General features: G+C 64.7%; 16 protein-coding genes, 1 tRNA gene and 1 riboswitch. Of the genes, 6 read left to right on the forward strand and 11 right to left on the reverse strand.

Going from position 1 to position 12,861, the window contains the following annotated elements; all coding sequences use genetic code 11:
- Positions 1-93: 93 nt before the first annotated feature.
- From ACPPVR_RS40160 to ACPPVR_RS40195, 8 genes are all read right to left on the reverse strand, one after another.
- A complete protein-coding gene (locus ACPPVR_RS40160; RefSeq protein ID WP_426616283.1) occupies positions 94-558 on the reverse strand; it encodes a GNAT family N-acetyltransferase in 465 nt (154 codons plus the stop codon).
- A 2-nt stretch (positions 559-560) separates the two neighbouring features.
- A complete protein-coding gene (locus ACPPVR_RS40165) occupies positions 561-1,073 on the reverse strand; it encodes an N-acetyltransferase family protein (RefSeq protein WP_426612001.1) in 513 nt (170 codons plus the stop codon).
- Positions 1,073-1,654: a helix-turn-helix domain-containing protein gene (locus tag ACPPVR_RS40170; RefSeq protein ID WP_426612002.1), complete on the reverse strand. Its 582-nt coding sequence runs from the start codon at positions 1,652-1,654 to the stop codon at positions 1,073-1,075. Before ACPPVR_RS40170 ends, ACPPVR_RS40165 begins: the two co-directional genes overlap by 1 nt.
- Positions 1,655-1,839: 185 nt before the next feature.
- The gene (locus ACPPVR_RS40175) at positions 1,840-2,667 is read right to left on the reverse strand and encodes a hypothetical protein (protein ID WP_426612003.1); all 828 of its coding nucleotides are present in this window, start codon (positions 2,665-2,667) and stop codon (positions 1,840-1,842) included.
- Positions 2,664-3,734, reverse strand: a complete 1,071-nt coding sequence (locus ACPPVR_RS40180; protein WP_426612004.1) for a TAXI family TRAP transporter solute-binding subunit — start codon at positions 3,732-3,734, stop codon at positions 2,664-2,666. The genes ACPPVR_RS40175 and ACPPVR_RS40180 overlap by 4 nt, the downstream gene beginning before the upstream one ends.
- A gap of 25 nt (positions 3,735-3,759) precedes the next feature.
- Complete coding sequence (locus tag ACPPVR_RS40185) at positions 3,760-4,293, reverse strand: DsrE family protein (protein WP_426612005.1); 534 nt, start codon at positions 4,291-4,293, stop codon at positions 3,760-3,762.
- A gap of 122 nt (positions 4,294-4,415) precedes the next feature.
- The gene (gene rpiB / locus ACPPVR_RS40190) at positions 4,416-4,853 is read right to left on the reverse strand and encodes a ribose 5-phosphate isomerase B (protein WP_426612006.1); all 438 of its coding nucleotides are present in this window, start codon (positions 4,851-4,853) and stop codon (positions 4,416-4,418) included.
- 19 nt (positions 4,854-4,872) lie between these two features.
- A tRNA-Gly gene (locus tag ACPPVR_RS40195) sits at positions 4,873-4,946 on the reverse strand.
- A gap of 130 nt (positions 4,947-5,076) precedes the next feature.
- On the opposite strand from ACPPVR_RS40195, the gene ACPPVR_RS40200 reads away from it, so the two are divergent.
- From ACPPVR_RS40200 to ACPPVR_RS40225, 6 genes are all read left to right on the forward strand, one after another.
- Positions 5,077-5,697 (forward strand): methylated-DNA--[protein]-cysteine S-methyltransferase, encoded by a 621-nt coding sequence (locus ACPPVR_RS40200; protein ID WP_426612007.1) that lies wholly within the window; start codon positions 5,077-5,079, stop codon positions 5,695-5,697.
- A gap of 95 nt (positions 5,698-5,792) precedes the next feature.
- Positions 5,793-6,632, forward strand: coding sequence for a helix-turn-helix transcriptional regulator (locus ACPPVR_RS40205; RefSeq protein ID WP_426612008.1), 840 nt, complete (start codon positions 5,793-5,795; stop codon positions 6,630-6,632).
- A 129-nt stretch (positions 6,633-6,761) separates the two neighbouring features.
- Positions 6,762-7,121, forward strand: coding sequence for a hypothetical protein (locus tag ACPPVR_RS40210; RefSeq protein ID WP_426612009.1), 360 nt, complete (start codon positions 6,762-6,764; stop codon positions 7,119-7,121).
- Between the two features lie 124 nt (positions 7,122-7,245).
- Positions 7,246-7,605: a VOC family protein gene (locus ACPPVR_RS40215; protein ID WP_426612010.1), complete on the forward strand. Its 360-nt coding sequence runs from the start codon at positions 7,246-7,248 to the stop codon at positions 7,603-7,605.
- A gap of 141 nt (positions 7,606-7,746) precedes the next feature.
- Positions 7,747-8,148 carry an SRPBCC family protein gene (locus ACPPVR_RS40220; RefSeq protein WP_426612011.1) on the forward strand — a complete coding sequence of 134 codons (402 nt, stop codon included), beginning with the start codon at positions 7,747-7,749 and terminating at the stop codon, positions 8,146-8,148.
- 100 nt (positions 8,149-8,248) lie between these two features.
- Entirely contained in the window at positions 8,249-8,746 is a 498-nt protein-coding gene (locus tag ACPPVR_RS40225) for a hypothetical protein (protein WP_426612012.1), read from the forward strand.
- Here the strand turns inward: ACPPVR_RS40225 and ACPPVR_RS40230 are convergent.
- The 3 genes from ACPPVR_RS40230 to ACPPVR_RS40240 form a co-directional block, all read right to left on the reverse strand.
- Entirely contained in the window at positions 8,743-10,188 is a 1,446-nt protein-coding gene (locus ACPPVR_RS40230) for an MATE family efflux transporter (RefSeq protein ID WP_426612013.1), read from the reverse strand. The two genes, ACPPVR_RS40225 and ACPPVR_RS40230, sit on opposite strands and share 4 nt — an antisense overlap.
- A 167-nt stretch (positions 10,189-10,355) precedes the next feature.
- On the reverse strand, positions 10,356-11,408 hold the full coding sequence (locus ACPPVR_RS40235) for a hypothetical protein (RefSeq protein WP_426612014.1): 1,053 nt from the start codon (positions 11,406-11,408) through the stop codon (positions 10,356-10,358).
- Between the two features lie 112 nt (positions 11,409-11,520).
- Positions 11,521-12,579, reverse strand: coding sequence for a 2'-deoxycytidine 5'-triphosphate deaminase (locus ACPPVR_RS40240; RefSeq protein WP_426616284.1), 1,059 nt, complete (start codon positions 12,577-12,579; stop codon positions 11,521-11,523).
- A gap of 157 nt (positions 12,580-12,736) precedes the next feature.
- Positions 12,737-12,816, forward strand: a riboswitch (SAM riboswitch).
- Positions 12,817-12,861: the final 45 nt, after the last annotated feature.

Raw genomic sequence — 12,861 nt, forward strand, 5'->3', positions numbered from 1 at the left:
CTAGCAGAGGTACTTTGAGGTACGCAACTCATTTTGAGGGGCGGGGCAGCATTTTCGAGCCAAGGTTGCACTGCGGCCGTCCGGCCCGCAGGCTCAGTGACCGCTCAGATCGAGCGTCAGGAACAGGCTGTTGGGATCCTCGGCATAGCCCTCGAAAGGGCCGCAGAGCACAAAACCGTGCGCCTGGTAGAGCGCGTGCGCGGGTTTGAAATAGTCCCACGAGCCGGTCTCGAGGCTGAGCCGCCTGAGGCTGCGCGCGCGACCCTCGGCAATGATGTGGCGGAGCATCTCGCCGCCAAACCCGCGCCGGCGCGTGGTCTGCAGCGTGTGCATCGATTTCACCTCGCCATGGGTGGCGGAAAGCGTCTTCAGCGCGCCGGTGGCGACCAGTGCCTCGCCGTCCCAGCCGGTCCAGAACGCGACATCGCTGGCGCGAAGCCCGGCGAGATCAAGCGCATGCGCGCTGCCCGGCGCCGTCTGCGCCCGCGCAGCCGCAACGTGATGGTCGAGCAGCGCGACGACGCGCGGATCAAAGGTGTCGCCGGTGCGGATCTGCATCGTCACGGCGCCACCTCGTTCGCGAGCGGCCTCTGCATCAGGACCAGATCGAGCCAGCGGCCGAACTTGCAGCCGACCTCCGGCATGCGGCCGACCTCGGCAAAGCCGAGCGAGGCATGCAATCCAATCGAGGCGGCGTTGGCGGCTTCGATGCCGGCGATCATCGCATGCTTGTTCAGCGCGGTGGCGCGCTCGATCAGCGCGGCGACGAGGCTGCGGCCAATGCCGGCCCGGTGGTGCCGCTCGTCGACATAGACGGAACTCTCCACGGTGTGACGATAGCCGGGCCAGGGACGAAAATCGCCAAACGAGGCGAAGCCGAGGACATCCCTGCCCTTCATCGCGACCAGCACGGGATAGCCGGCCTGCTGCCGCGCGGACATCCACTCGCGCCGCGAGCCGAGGTCGGCCGGGCCGTCGGTCCAGACCGCCGTGGTGTTGAGCGCGGCGTAATTGTAGATGGCGAGGATATCGGCAGCATCCTCCAGCGTGGCATCCCGCACGATCAGCGACATCACATTTTCCCGTAAGAGGTGCCGCGCCGCGTGATGATGACGTAGCGGGCGTCGTGTTTGGTTTCGTTCTCGAAGGTCACGGAGCGCATCACATCAAAGTCGAGGCAGTCGCCTTCACGCAGGCGCACCGCCTTGGCGTCGATATGCACGCAGACCGCGCCCTCCAGCATCAGCAGCTGCTGGGTGAAGGCGTTGCGGCCCCAGGGGCTGTAGGCCACGCGTGCGCCGGCCGGCAGGTCGACGACGATGATCTCGATGCCGCTCGCCGCATCGGCCGGCGAGGCATGACGCCGCCGGTAGCCGCTGTCCGGATCGCGCCATTGCGGCTGGTCGGCAAGCCGCGTCAACCGCTCCGGGGGCTTCTCCGAAAGCGCGACGACGTCGCTCAGCGAGACATCGAGCGCGGAACAGAGCTTGTTGAGCAGTGCTGCCGTGGCACTGCTCTGCGCCCGCTCCACCCGCCCGATCATGGCCCGGCTGACACCGGAGCGCGCTGCGAGTTCGTTCAAGGTCATGCCGGCCTGCGTCCTCAGCGTCTTCAATCGGCGACCGATCGCCCTGTCGAGTTTCTGCTGGTCCATTTTGCGGGTCCTGGCCTTCATTCGAACGCTGCCCGGCGAGACGGACCGCCCCCGCCAAGGCGTGAGGCAGCTTAGCGCGGGCAGAGGCGAGCGCCGGGAGCGAGGGGCTAATATATTAGAAATTTCTAGCCAGGCTATCTGCCTCGGAAGACTGCACGGCGCTTGGCTATTTAAAACCAATGGCGTCATCGCCCTCTCGATTCGACCGTCGCATTCGGCCAGCGGCAGGCGCTTGCGATTTTGGTGCGGACGACATCGATGCCGGCGAGGTCGAAGATCGCGCCGGCGCTGCGGCCGGTGCCGTCGGCTACGGAAATCGAAATCGCTCCGCCGCCCAGCGCGCGCACGACATCGACCGGGTCCTCCGGCATCGAGGCCGTGCGACCGTCGGCCGCCAATCGCCAGCGCATCGGTTTTGCCGCAGGTTGATCGGACGCGATGGTGACCTCGATGTCCCCACCGCGCAAAGCGCGCCAGACGCCATTGGCGCCGAGGGACATCTCGGTCTGCTGGTTCCGGCAACGCAGCATGAGGATTCCGGGCGCATCGGCTGCGACCGGGGCGAGCGCGTACAATTTGGCGACGAAAAGCGGAGAGAAGTCTCTTGGGGATGTGGTCTCGCTGATCAGCCAATTTTTGGCGATTGGACGTCCCGCGCTGGTGTCGTCCCGACGGGGCTGGATTGGCGGCGGTACCGGCGACTCCGGTGCGGCAGGCCCCGGCGGCGTACGGGCGCGTGGCATGGAAGGCGTATCGCCCGGCTGCCGGACCTCGTCCTTGTTCGCGAACAAGCTATCGAGGCACTGTTTCTCCGCACTGTGCGCCCTCAACCTGCATCCGAGACGGGTCGTGCTCTCATTGCCCGCCTGATCGCAGATGGTTTCCGCTGCGCGCGTCTGGGCGAAGCACTCGTCGAGCCCCCTCAGCGTGCTGGATGCGGATTGGCCGCGCGCTTCCGCGAGGCCAAGGCTGGCGAGAAGGCTGGCGAACAGGACGACGGCGAGCCGCCTCATCGAGGTCCCGTCCGGTTGGCGTTGGCCACCTGGGGATCCTGCCAGCTCTCGGCCGCCTTCAGGCGCTGCAGTCCGGGGACATTGGCCGCGGGATCGGCATCCCTCCACTTCGGGTCGAAGCCGGACGCACGCAGCTGGTCGAGCCTGCCGAACAGTTCGCTCACGAATGCCGTGACGCGGTCATAGCGCGGGGTTCCGGGATTCCAGTTATAGGCGACCAGCACCGTCGGCACTGCGATCGTCTCGATATCGTGCCCTGCCTGCACCAGCGCGGGATAGTCTGTCGGCGTCAGCGAAGCCGGCACGTAATAGTCTGCCAGCTTCGGACTCCAGGGTACCGGCAGGAATTTGAAACCCTCGTCCCATTTGCGCTTCACGAACGCGTCCACCGGCTTCGACGTGACGAAAACCACGGCCGCCATGTCGCCTTTGCGCATCATCTCCAGCGCGGCCGGGTGAGGCACGAAGGTCTTCTCCACCTCGATGCCGAGCCGACTGAAGATGAGTGGACCCGAATAGGCGGCGGCGGTCCCTTGCGTATTGAAGTTCACCTTCTTGCCCGCGAGGTCGGCGAGCGAGTTGATCTCGGGACGCACGAAGACATGCAGCTCGGACGGAAACAGATTCATCACATGCACGATGCGCTTTCCGATTTCCGGCACCTGCGCGCGATACTCATCGAGCGAATCGCTGTTGATGATCGCGATGTCGATCCCCTTCAGATAGAGCAGGTCGTTGACGTTCTCGGTCGGTCCGCGCGTCACGACCGGAAGCACGTGCACCTTTCCGCTCTCGTTGACCACGCGCGAGATCTCCGTGGCGAAGCGGAGCGGTGCGCCTTCAAGGAGCCCGGCAGCGAGTCCGACGGTGCCAGCATTGATGCGATCTCTCACGTCCTCTTCCGCCGTCCGCGGTTGGACGGCCCGCACGGTATGGCTGCCGCGCGCGGGCGCAGAAGCGGCCGGCCCAGCGGGTCGTTTGTCACCGCCGGCGGTGGCGGCCGTTTGAGCAGAAACGGGCAGCGTGAGCAGCGAAAGGACCAGCATGAACAGCAGCTTGCGCATCATCGCAGGCCTCCCGTCGCATCCGTCGTCATGGCCGGACGTAGCTCCAGCCCTTCTCCTGCAGCTCCATCATGCGTACGACCCCCGAGGGGACCATGGAGGCCTCGGGCAGCAATTCGAGTGGCTTGCCCTCCTTTTTCTCCATCCCTTCTTTGGTGACGCCACAAGCGGCGAAGCGAACCTTGTTCGGAAAGGCGATATCCGTCATGGCGTGGATGCGATCTGCAACCGGCGTCGTGTCCTTGCGCAGCATGTGCAGTCCCGGACCGAACGCCACGATCTCGACATCGGCCTCTTCACCCCTCTTGCGGTAGTAGTCGAGCACGTTGGTGGCGTTGTTCAGCGCCAGATTCATCACAGCAGGATCGTTCTGGTTGACCTGAATCACGAGCCGATGCGACGCCGGCTTGGCGGGACGCACCGCGGTCTGGCGTTTCGGAATCATGGCGTGCGCCGAGATCGCAGAGTCCTGCTGCTGTTGCATCGAGGTCATGGGATACGCCGGGCTCAGGGCGAAGGTCGCGAGCAGGGCTGCGGTGATATGGATTCGAGCATCAGGCATGGGCCATCTCCCGTCCGCGCGCTGAGCGCAAAGCATGAACTTCGGGCATGCCCCTCGACAGCCTGCAGTTCGTGCTAAGCCCAATGGATTAAGCGCGGGGAGCGTCAGCTCAACCTGTAGTCCTAACAGGACCCCAACTTATCGAGGCGCGCTTGATGGCGACCGCCGTCGAATGTCGTGCTCAGGAACATCTCGACGCAGTCTTTCGCCACCGCTTCGCCGATCATCCGTCCGCCCATCGCCAAAACATTCGCGTCATTGTGCTGGCGGCACAACCGCGCGCCCGTGACATCGTGCACAAGCGCGCAACGGATATGTGCATGGCGGTTGGCGGCGATCGAAATGCCGATGCCCGATCCGCAGATCAGAATGCCGCGCCCGGCCTTGCCGGACTTGATGGCATCGGCCAGCTTGCCGGCGAAATCGGGATAGTCGACGGACTCGGCACTGTTCGTGCCTAGGTCCAGCCACCTCACATCGGGCAGTGCGACCTTCAGGGCTTGCTTGAGGGCAAAGCCCCCGTGATCACAGGCAATGGCTACCATGCGTTCGTCGGCCAATTGTTGCCCCATCAATCAATGGAGCGGGCGAAGGGAATCGAACCCTCGTATGCAGCTTGGGAAGCTGCCGTTCTACCATTGAACTACGCCCGCGGATGCGCGGTAGCCGACGCCCGTCCTGATTAGCCGAGACGGCGCCTCGCGCCAAGCGCTTTGGCGCGTTTGGCCGGACGCTTGTTAACGTCCCGGTAAGATTCCAGGTGCGCCGGATTGTGGCAGTGTTATGATCGCTCCGGGGTTGAGGAACGTACAGCGTGTGGGGCGTGCGCAGGTGGGGCGTGCTTACGCAATATTCGACACGGCCGTAGGCCGTTGCGGCATCGTCTGGAGCAATTCCGGCGTGGTGGCCGTGCAATTGCCGGAGGCGCGGGAGATCGGCACCCGCCGCCGGATCTTTCAGGTCCATCCCGAGGCGCGCGAGCAGCCGCTTCCCCTTAATGCCGAGCTTGCGATCGACGGCATCGCGATGTTGCTGCAGGGCAGCGATCCCGACTTCTCCGATGTCAGCCTCGATGCCGGCGACGTGCCCGCCTTCAACCGGCGGGTCTATGAATACACCTGCACCATCCCGCGCGGCGAGACGCGCACCTATTCCGAGATCGCCAAGGCGTTGGGCGCCTCCGGTGCGGCGTATTCAGTGGCGCAAGCGATCTCGAAAAATCCCTACATGCTGATCGTGCCCTGCCACCGGGTGCTGGAAGCCGGCAGTTATGCCGACCGGATCTCGCCTTACGGCGGGGTGATCTCCAAGCGGCGGTTGCTCGCGCTCGAGGGCGCCCATCCGATCGCCAGCAAGACGCTGTTCGAGGTGCTGCTGCCCGTTGCCCCGCCGCGGCCGAGCTGAAGTGCGATCCAGATCGCGCTTTAGCTTTATCGTTTTGGGCATGATCTTGTCGGAAAACCGCTGACACTTTTCCGGATCATGCCTAGATAGGTGCGATGGATGCGACCAGGCTGCTGACCTCACAATCGATCACGGTCTCCGAGTTTCGCTGCGATGCGGGACCGGGTGACGAGCCGTTCGCCGAATGCCGCTTGGGCCATTCCATCGCCTATGTCCGCTCGGGGAGCTTTGGCTGCCGTTGCCGCGCCGGCTTCTTCGAACTGGTGGCGGGCTCGCTGCTGGTCGGCGCGCCCGGCGACGAATACACCTGCACGCATGAGCATGTCAGCGGCGACGTCTGCCTTTCGTTCTTCTTCAGCGAGGACCTCGTCGATGCGCTGGGCGGACGACGCGAGGTCTGGCGTGTCGGCGCAACGCCGCCGCTCCCCGAACTGATGGTGCTGGGCGAGCTCGCTCAGACGGCGGCAGATGGCAACAGCGACCTCGGCCTCGACGAGATCGGCCAGATCCTTGCCGGCCGCTTTGTCGATGTGGCCTCGGGCAAGCCGCGCAAGCAGGCGACGCCGACCACGCGCGACCGCCGTCGCGCGGTCGAGGCCGCGCTCTGGATCGACGAGAATTCGCATGCCGAGATCGACCTCGAGCAGGCCGCACGGCAGGCAGGCCTGAGCTCGTTCCATTTCCTGCGGCTGTTCTCGAACGTGCTCGGCGTCACCCCCCATCAATATCTGGTGCGCTCGCGGCTGCGGCACGCGGCGCGCCTGCTCGCTGACGACGACATCGCCATCACCGACATCGCCTACGATGTCGGCTTCGGCGACCTCTCCAACTTCGTCCGTACCTTTCATCGCGCCGCGGGCGTGTCGCCGACGAAATTCCGGCAAGCCTCGCGCGGCGAGCGTGAGATTTTTGGGGAACGTCCGGCCCTCAACTGAGGCTGGCTTCCGGTTTGCCGGTAACCGTCTGTTGACCAGGCCAGACGCTACAGGCTGATCCCTGCGGACCATCGCGCTATATTGCAACTGAAGGGTGATAGATCACCATTTGAAGCGATGAGCCAATAGATGGACAGTGCCCCGAGTGACGTGATTGCGGCCACGCTGATGGCGTTGGCGATCGGACTCGCCTTCATCGCGGGCTGCGCCATCTATTATGGCCGAAAGATCACTGCGCCGCGCGTTCCGATGCAGTGGGGCACCAATGGCCGGCCGACCTGGTTTGCACCTCGCCTCGTCGGTCTCTGGTTCAGCTTTGGTTTCACTGCGATCGTCTCTGTCGTCCTGCTCGTTCTCGCTCATTATGAACCGCAGAAGCTCACAGGCTTGATCGTCGCGATAGCCATCGTGATCGGGACCAACATGTGGGTCCAGGCCTATCATCTCAAGCGCGTCAGCCAGTGGCAGACCGAGCCGCCGGCGAACTAGCCGGGCGCGCCCGAATTCGCGCCAACGAAGCGCAAGATTCTCCAAGAGCCTCCTGCCCTGTCCCGACTAGGTTCGTTTCCAGCGTGCGCCACCACACAGGCGCGCTTTGCAGATGGAGACGATAATGTACGACCATATCGGATTGCGCGTTGCCGACCTCGACGCCGCCACGCGATTCTACACCGCGGTGCTGGCCCCGCTCGGTTACGTCCTGTGCTCGAGCGGCGACGGCTATGCCGGCTTCGGGCCGAAGGGCGCGCCGGCGCTCTGGCTGCATCTGAACAAGGGACGCAAGGCCGACGGTGCGCACATCGCGTTTCGCGCAGGGGATCACGACGCGGTGAAGGCGTTCCACGGCGAAGGGCTGAAGAGCGGCGGCCGCGACAATGGCGGCGCGGGGCCGCGCAAGGATTACAGCCCGACCTACTACGCGGCGTTTTTGATCGATCCCGATGGCAACAATGTCGAGGCGGTTTGTGTGTGAGCTCTCTCCTTTGTCATTGCGAGGAGCTCTTGCGACGAAGCAATCCAGACTGTCTCAGCGGATACATTCCCGGATTGCTTCGCTGCGCTCGCAATGACGGCGTTTGTGGCGGCGACTTTCTCAATCAAGGACACTTTCCAAATGGCTTCCATTCATAACGACATTCCCCTCCCCGTCCCCGCCTGCGACGTCTGGGATGCCGTGCGCGATTTCGGCGCGCTGCCTCAGCGGCTGGCGCCGGGCTTCGTCACCGCCTGCACGCTTGACGGCGATGCGCGCATCGTCACGTTCGCGAATGGCTCGGTGGCCCGCGAGGTGCTGGTCGACTGCGACGATGCACGGCAGCGGCTGGTCTACGCGATCGACAATGAACGGCTGAAGCATTACAGCGCCTCGGTTCAGGTGATCGCCGAGAGCGAGACGAGGTGCCGCCTGGTCTGGATCATCGACATGCTGCCGAACGAGCTTGCGCCCTATGTGCAGGGACAGACCAAGGACGCGGTCGCCGCCATACACCGCGCGTTTCCGGCTGCGGCTGCGTGATCTTTCTCACAGAGCCCTGCCCTCAACGGCCGTAACCATGGCGGCGTGCGTCCGGTTGGCTCCGCTCTCCCGGCTGAGCCACGCACGCGAGGAACATGCCATGAGAGGTGCTGACAAGGTGGTCTGCCAGGCAGCTGCCGTGCTGCTGTTGTTTTCGGTCGCAAGTTCGCCGGCTAAGGCGCAGTTCCTCGGCGGCGGCGGCGCCGGCGGCGAGGACATGATGACCCAGATGGCGCCGATGCTGGAGATGATGAAGGCGAAGATGGGCAAGCGCCGCTTCGCCATGATGATGCAGACCATGGGCCCGATGATGAGCCGCATGATGGAGAATGGCGGCGGCGGGATCGGCGGCATGACGGGCGGCGGGGGCATTGGCGGCCTCGCCGGCGGAGGGTTCGGCGCACCCAATTACGGCGGCTACGCGCCGATGGGCGGAGGCGGCAACATGCCGATGGGGATCGGCGGCATGGGCGGCGGCGATATCATGGGCATGCTCGGCGGCGCAGGCGGCGGCGACATGATGGCGATGATCCCGCAATTGATGCGGCTCGCCAATGTCGGCGGCGGTGGCGGCCATCGCCGCCACAGGCATCGTTAGTCGGCGATACCCGAGAGAGCGGGCCTGATTGCAGGCTTCGTCTCGCGCGGCCCCCAGCGTGTCAGCACCACGCTGGAGCATGACAGCAGGCCGAGCACGACCATCGAGCTTGCGGCCAGCCAGAAGAAGTTTTGCGCGGTGGCGTCATGCGTCGACAGCCACCAGCCGCAGCTGGCGATGTAGATCAGCCGCGCGGTCTGCGCCAGCACCGGCCCGATCACCTTGGCCGCACCCTGCGACGAGAAATACATCGTCGAGGCAAGGCCAATGAAGGCGTAGAACGGTGCAACCGTCGACAGATATTGGTGGCTGGTCGCGCGCACGGTTGCACTGTCGGTGAAGATGTTGACCCAGAGGTCGGGGAACAGCGCGACCAGACAGGCCGGCGCGCCGACGGCAACGAAAGCACTCGCGCCGGCAATCCAGGCGATGCGCCGCGCCCGCGCGATGCGGCCGGCGCCAACGGCCATGCCGATCATCGGCACCGAGGCGATGCCAAACGAGAACGCGATCGAGGTCAGCAAAAACTCCAACCGCGCGCCGATGCCGTAGCCGGCGAGGATCGCGGTGCCGAACTTCGCCAGCATGTGGGTGAAGATCGAAATCGTCAGCACCGATTGCAGCGGCGAGAAGCAGGCGATCGCACCCACCTTCAGGATGTCGAAAAACATTGCCCATTGGATGCGAAGCCCACGCAGCTTCGGCACGACGCGGGCGCGGCCGGAGAACAAATACCAACCCATCACGCAGATGTTCATGGAGTAGGCGATCAGCGCGCCAGCGGCGACGCCGCGCATGCCGAGCTGCGGCACGGGTCCGAGACCGAGGCCCATCGTGCCGCCGAGCACGATCTGCCAGACCGCGGAGTTGAGGATCAACAGCGACGGCAGCTTCATGTTGCCGGTGCCGCGCAGCACGCCGGCCATGGTGTTGAGCAGCCAGGGCAGTACGGCGCCGCCGAAAAACACCTGGGTGTAGGCGACCGCATGCGCCAGCACATCACCGCGGCCACCGAGCATCTCGAGCACCTTGGGCCCGAAGATCAGCATGCCCAGCATGAAGACGAGGCCGAAGGTGATGCCGATCAGGAGCGCATGCGCAGCGAGCGTGCCGGCGCGCTCGCGATCGCCGGCGCCGAGCGCGCGTGCGATGGCGGACGCCACGGCACCGCCCATGGCGCCGCCCGACATCGTCATGGTCAGGATCACGGTCGGAAACACCAGCGCCATCGCGGCCAGCGCCTCGACACCAAGACGCCCGATATAGGAGGTCTCCGCGATCACCACGCAGGTGCCGGCCGAGAGTGCGACCACGTTCGGCCAGGCGAGCCCGAGCAGCGTGCGCAGGATCGGGCCGTCGGTCAACGCGCTCCTCAGCGGCCGCAGGGGCGACGGCAGCGGACGCTCTTGTTCATCGACCGGGATTTCGGCGATGTCGGACATTTCCTCTCCCGGGGCATAAGCGCCATCTGCGGCGTCGCAATGCGTAGGTGTGGCAATGAATTTGTTCGCGCGAAAGGCGCGTTCGCCGCTTGTTAGCACGGCAGGTGCCGATTCCTCCTGCGCCGGGCGCAGGCGTGCCCTGCGGCAGCGCATTTCAGCAGGTGGAATTACCCGATGGTCCACACCAGTGGCGACCGGCCATCGCCAGTCGGACGCATATACACACCGATATGCCGCCCACATCCGGCAGCCAGTCCCTCGAACAACCCCTCCAGCACCTTGGCGCAAGCGCGGTGATAGTCGGCGACATCGTCCATCAGCTTCCAGCTCTCCTGGCGGATTTCGAACGCGCCTTCGGACGTTGTCGTCTCGGCCACATCGTCCTGCGCGGCGAATAGTGTGTTGAGGAACGATGCGAACTCGCTCGCGCCGCCGCGGCTCATCGACAGTGCGGCTGCGACCTCGTCAAAATATTGCATGCCGATCAGCTTGCCGGTGAGGTGCAGGAGATAGCCGGCATCCTCAGGCCCGAACAGTTGCACCATCACCGGCGCGGCGGTGCGCACATATTCCATCGCGTAGTTGCGATAGGCTTTCTCGAGCCGCGGCTTCGGCCAGCTCGAGACCGGCAGAGCCGGCGCGGTCCTGGCGTCGAACAGTGGTGCTTCCAGATGCCGCGCGAAGACGAGGCGCTGATCGATCTCGAGCGGGTGGTCGTATTGATGGTAATAGCCCTCGAGCCCGTCCTGGCCGTCGACGCTCTGCTTGGTGCAGACAAAGCCGAGCCTGATATCTCCCAGCGCGACGCCATTGTTGGCGTGCCAGCCGCGCAGCATCGCGCGTGAGACTTCGCCCGGCACGCCGCAGATCGCGGTGCCCTTCCAGATCCAGCGCGGCGGCGGATAGCGGATCCAGGCCTTGGTATCGTTCTCATACATGTATTCGACATGCACGCCGCCGATCCAGTTGGAGAGATAGTGATATTGCGCGGCCGCGACCGCCGGCGGCAGATGGCTGAGCCCGAGCTTTCCCAGCCCCGGCAGGAAGCGCTCCTGCTGCTGGCGGCGAAATACGCGGAAGACGAACTCGGCCGCGTCTGCCGTGCCGCGCCGCGTGACCACGGTGAGGATGAGGCCGGTGAAATAGGCATGATAGAGATCGGCGACCGCGCGCCAGCGCTTCCATTGAGCTTCCTGCGCGGAGTCTGCTGCGGCGGTCATGTTCACTCCCGGCTTGTTGTTTTGCGGGAGTGTGTCATCGCGGATGGGGCGACGCAACCAGACGCGTATTCGCTGTCATCGCCTTCGCGGGGAATGACAGCGGAGAATGTAGCTACACCCGGAAATGCTTGCTCAGCTTCAGGCCTTGCGCCTGGTAGTTCGAGCCGATGCGCTGGCCGTACATCGCGTCGGGGCGGGCCAGCATCTTCTCGTAGACGAGGCGGCCGACGATCTGGCCGTGCTCGAGAATGAACGGTACTTCGCGCGAGCGCACTTCGAGCACTGCGCGCGAGCCTTGTCCGCCGGCGCCGGCATAGCCGAAGCCGGGATCGAAAAAGCCGGCATAGTGCACGCGGAATTCGCCAACCAGCGGATCGAACGGCACCATCTCCGCGGCGTAATCGGGCGGCACCTGCACGGCCTCTTTCGAAGCAAGGATGTAGAACTCGCCGGGATCGAGGATTAGGCTGCCGTCGGGACGCGCCGAGATCGGCTCCCAGAAGTCTTGCACCGAATAGCCGGCGCGACGATCGACATCGATGACGCCGGTGTGGCGCTTGGCGCGGTAACCGACGAAGCCAGTCCCCTTCTCGCCGGAGAGATCGACGGAGACGGCGACGCCGCCGGACAGATCGGCATCGTCGACATCGACGAGGCGCTCGGAGGCATGCAACGCGTCGAGCTCATCGGGATTGAGGATGGCGTCACCGGTGCGGAAACGCACCTGCGACAGCCGCGAGCCTTCGCTGACCAGCACCGGAAACGTCTTCGGGCTGATCTCGGCATAGAGCGGACCGTGATAGCCGGCGCCGATCATGTCGAAGCGGCGAGTACCGTCGGCGATCACGCGGGTGAAGACGTCGAGCCGACCGGTCGAGCTCTTCGGGTTTGCCGCCGCGACGATCTCTGGCGGCAGCGCGAGGCTCTCGAGCAGCGGCACGATGTAGACGCAGTTGGTCTCCAGCACCGCGCCGTCGGCGAGGCTGAACTCGTGCAGCTTCAATTCGTCGATGCGTTCGGCGACGGTGGCGCCGGGGCCGGGCAGGAAGCTCGCGCGCACACGATAGGCGATGTCGCCGAGGCGCAAATCAAGGCTCGCCGGCTGGATCTGGCTTTCGACGAAATCGTAGGCGGGCAGGATGAGGCCCGCGTCCGCCATCGCCGCGATCATGCGGTCGGGCAGGATACCATTGGCGTCGGCGGCAACCGTGAACGTCAACCGGGGGTCCTCATCAGGGGGCAAATGTATCCGGACATGCGGAAAATACAGCTTTTTACGGCTATCCGATGGACGCCTTGACGAAAAGGGCATTGCGGAATATGAGCATGACTTATCCCGTGGTGATTTGAGCCGGCCGGCTTGCAGCCACGTTAAATAAGTCGCTAAACAGGCCGGGGACCTCTGTGATCCCGGCCCGTGGAGATATCCAGGCCGGTTTTTTGTGACCATTTT

The organism is Bradyrhizobium sp. McL0616, assembly GCF_049993385.1.
Classification (GTDB): domain Bacteria; phylum Pseudomonadota; class Alphaproteobacteria; order Rhizobiales; family Xanthobacteraceae; genus Bradyrhizobium.

Excerpts from the sequence above, each read along its gene's own strand:
- ACPPVR_RS40160 (WP_426616283.1), bottom strand. The coding sequence starts at position 558 with ATGCAGATCCGCACCGGCGACACCTTTGATCCGCGCGTCGTCGCGCTG.
- ACPPVR_RS40165 (WP_426612001.1), bottom strand. The coding sequence starts at position 1,073 with ATGTCGCTGATCGTGCGGGATGCCACGCTGGAGGATGCTGCCGATATC.
- ACPPVR_RS40170 (WP_426612002.1), bottom strand. The coding sequence starts at position 1,654 with ATGGACCAGCAGAAACTCGACAGGGCGATCGGTCGCCGATTGAAGACG.
- ACPPVR_RS40175 (WP_426612003.1), bottom strand. The coding sequence starts at position 2,667 with ATGAGGCGGCTCGCCGTCGTCCTGTTCGCCAGCCTTCTCGCCAGCCTT.
- ACPPVR_RS40180 (WP_426612004.1), bottom strand. The coding sequence starts at position 3,734 with ATGATGCGCAAGCTGCTGTTCATGCTGGTCCTTTCGCTGCTCACGCTG.
- ACPPVR_RS40185 (WP_426612005.1), bottom strand. The coding sequence starts at position 4,293 with ATGCCTGATGCTCGAATCCATATCACCGCAGCCCTGCTCGCGACCTTC.
- ACPPVR_RS40200 (WP_426612007.1), top strand. The coding sequence starts at position 5,077 with ATGATCGCTCCGGGGTTGAGGAACGTACAGCGTGTGGGGCGTGCGCAG.
- ACPPVR_RS40205 (WP_426612008.1), top strand. The coding sequence starts at position 5,793 with ATGGATGCGACCAGGCTGCTGACCTCACAATCGATCACGGTCTCCGAG.
- ACPPVR_RS40210 (WP_426612009.1), top strand. The coding sequence starts at position 6,762 with ATGGACAGTGCCCCGAGTGACGTGATTGCGGCCACGCTGATGGCGTTG.
- ACPPVR_RS40215 (WP_426612010.1), top strand. The coding sequence starts at position 7,246 with ATGTACGACCATATCGGATTGCGCGTTGCCGACCTCGACGCCGCCACG.
- ACPPVR_RS40220 (WP_426612011.1), top strand. The coding sequence starts at position 7,747 with ATGGCTTCCATTCATAACGACATTCCCCTCCCCGTCCCCGCCTGCGAC.
- ACPPVR_RS40225 (WP_426612012.1), top strand. The coding sequence starts at position 8,249 with ATGAGAGGTGCTGACAAGGTGGTCTGCCAGGCAGCTGCCGTGCTGCTG.
- ACPPVR_RS40230 (WP_426612013.1), bottom strand. The coding sequence starts at position 10,188 with ATGTCCGACATCGCCGAAATCCCGGTCGATGAACAAGAGCGTCCGCTG.
- ACPPVR_RS40235 (WP_426612014.1), bottom strand. The coding sequence starts at position 11,408 with ATGACCGCCGCAGCAGACTCCGCGCAGGAAGCTCAATGGAAGCGCTGG.
- ACPPVR_RS40240 (WP_426616284.1), bottom strand. The coding sequence starts at position 12,579 with ATGATCGCGGCGATGGCGGACGCGGGCCTCATCCTGCCCGCCTACGAT.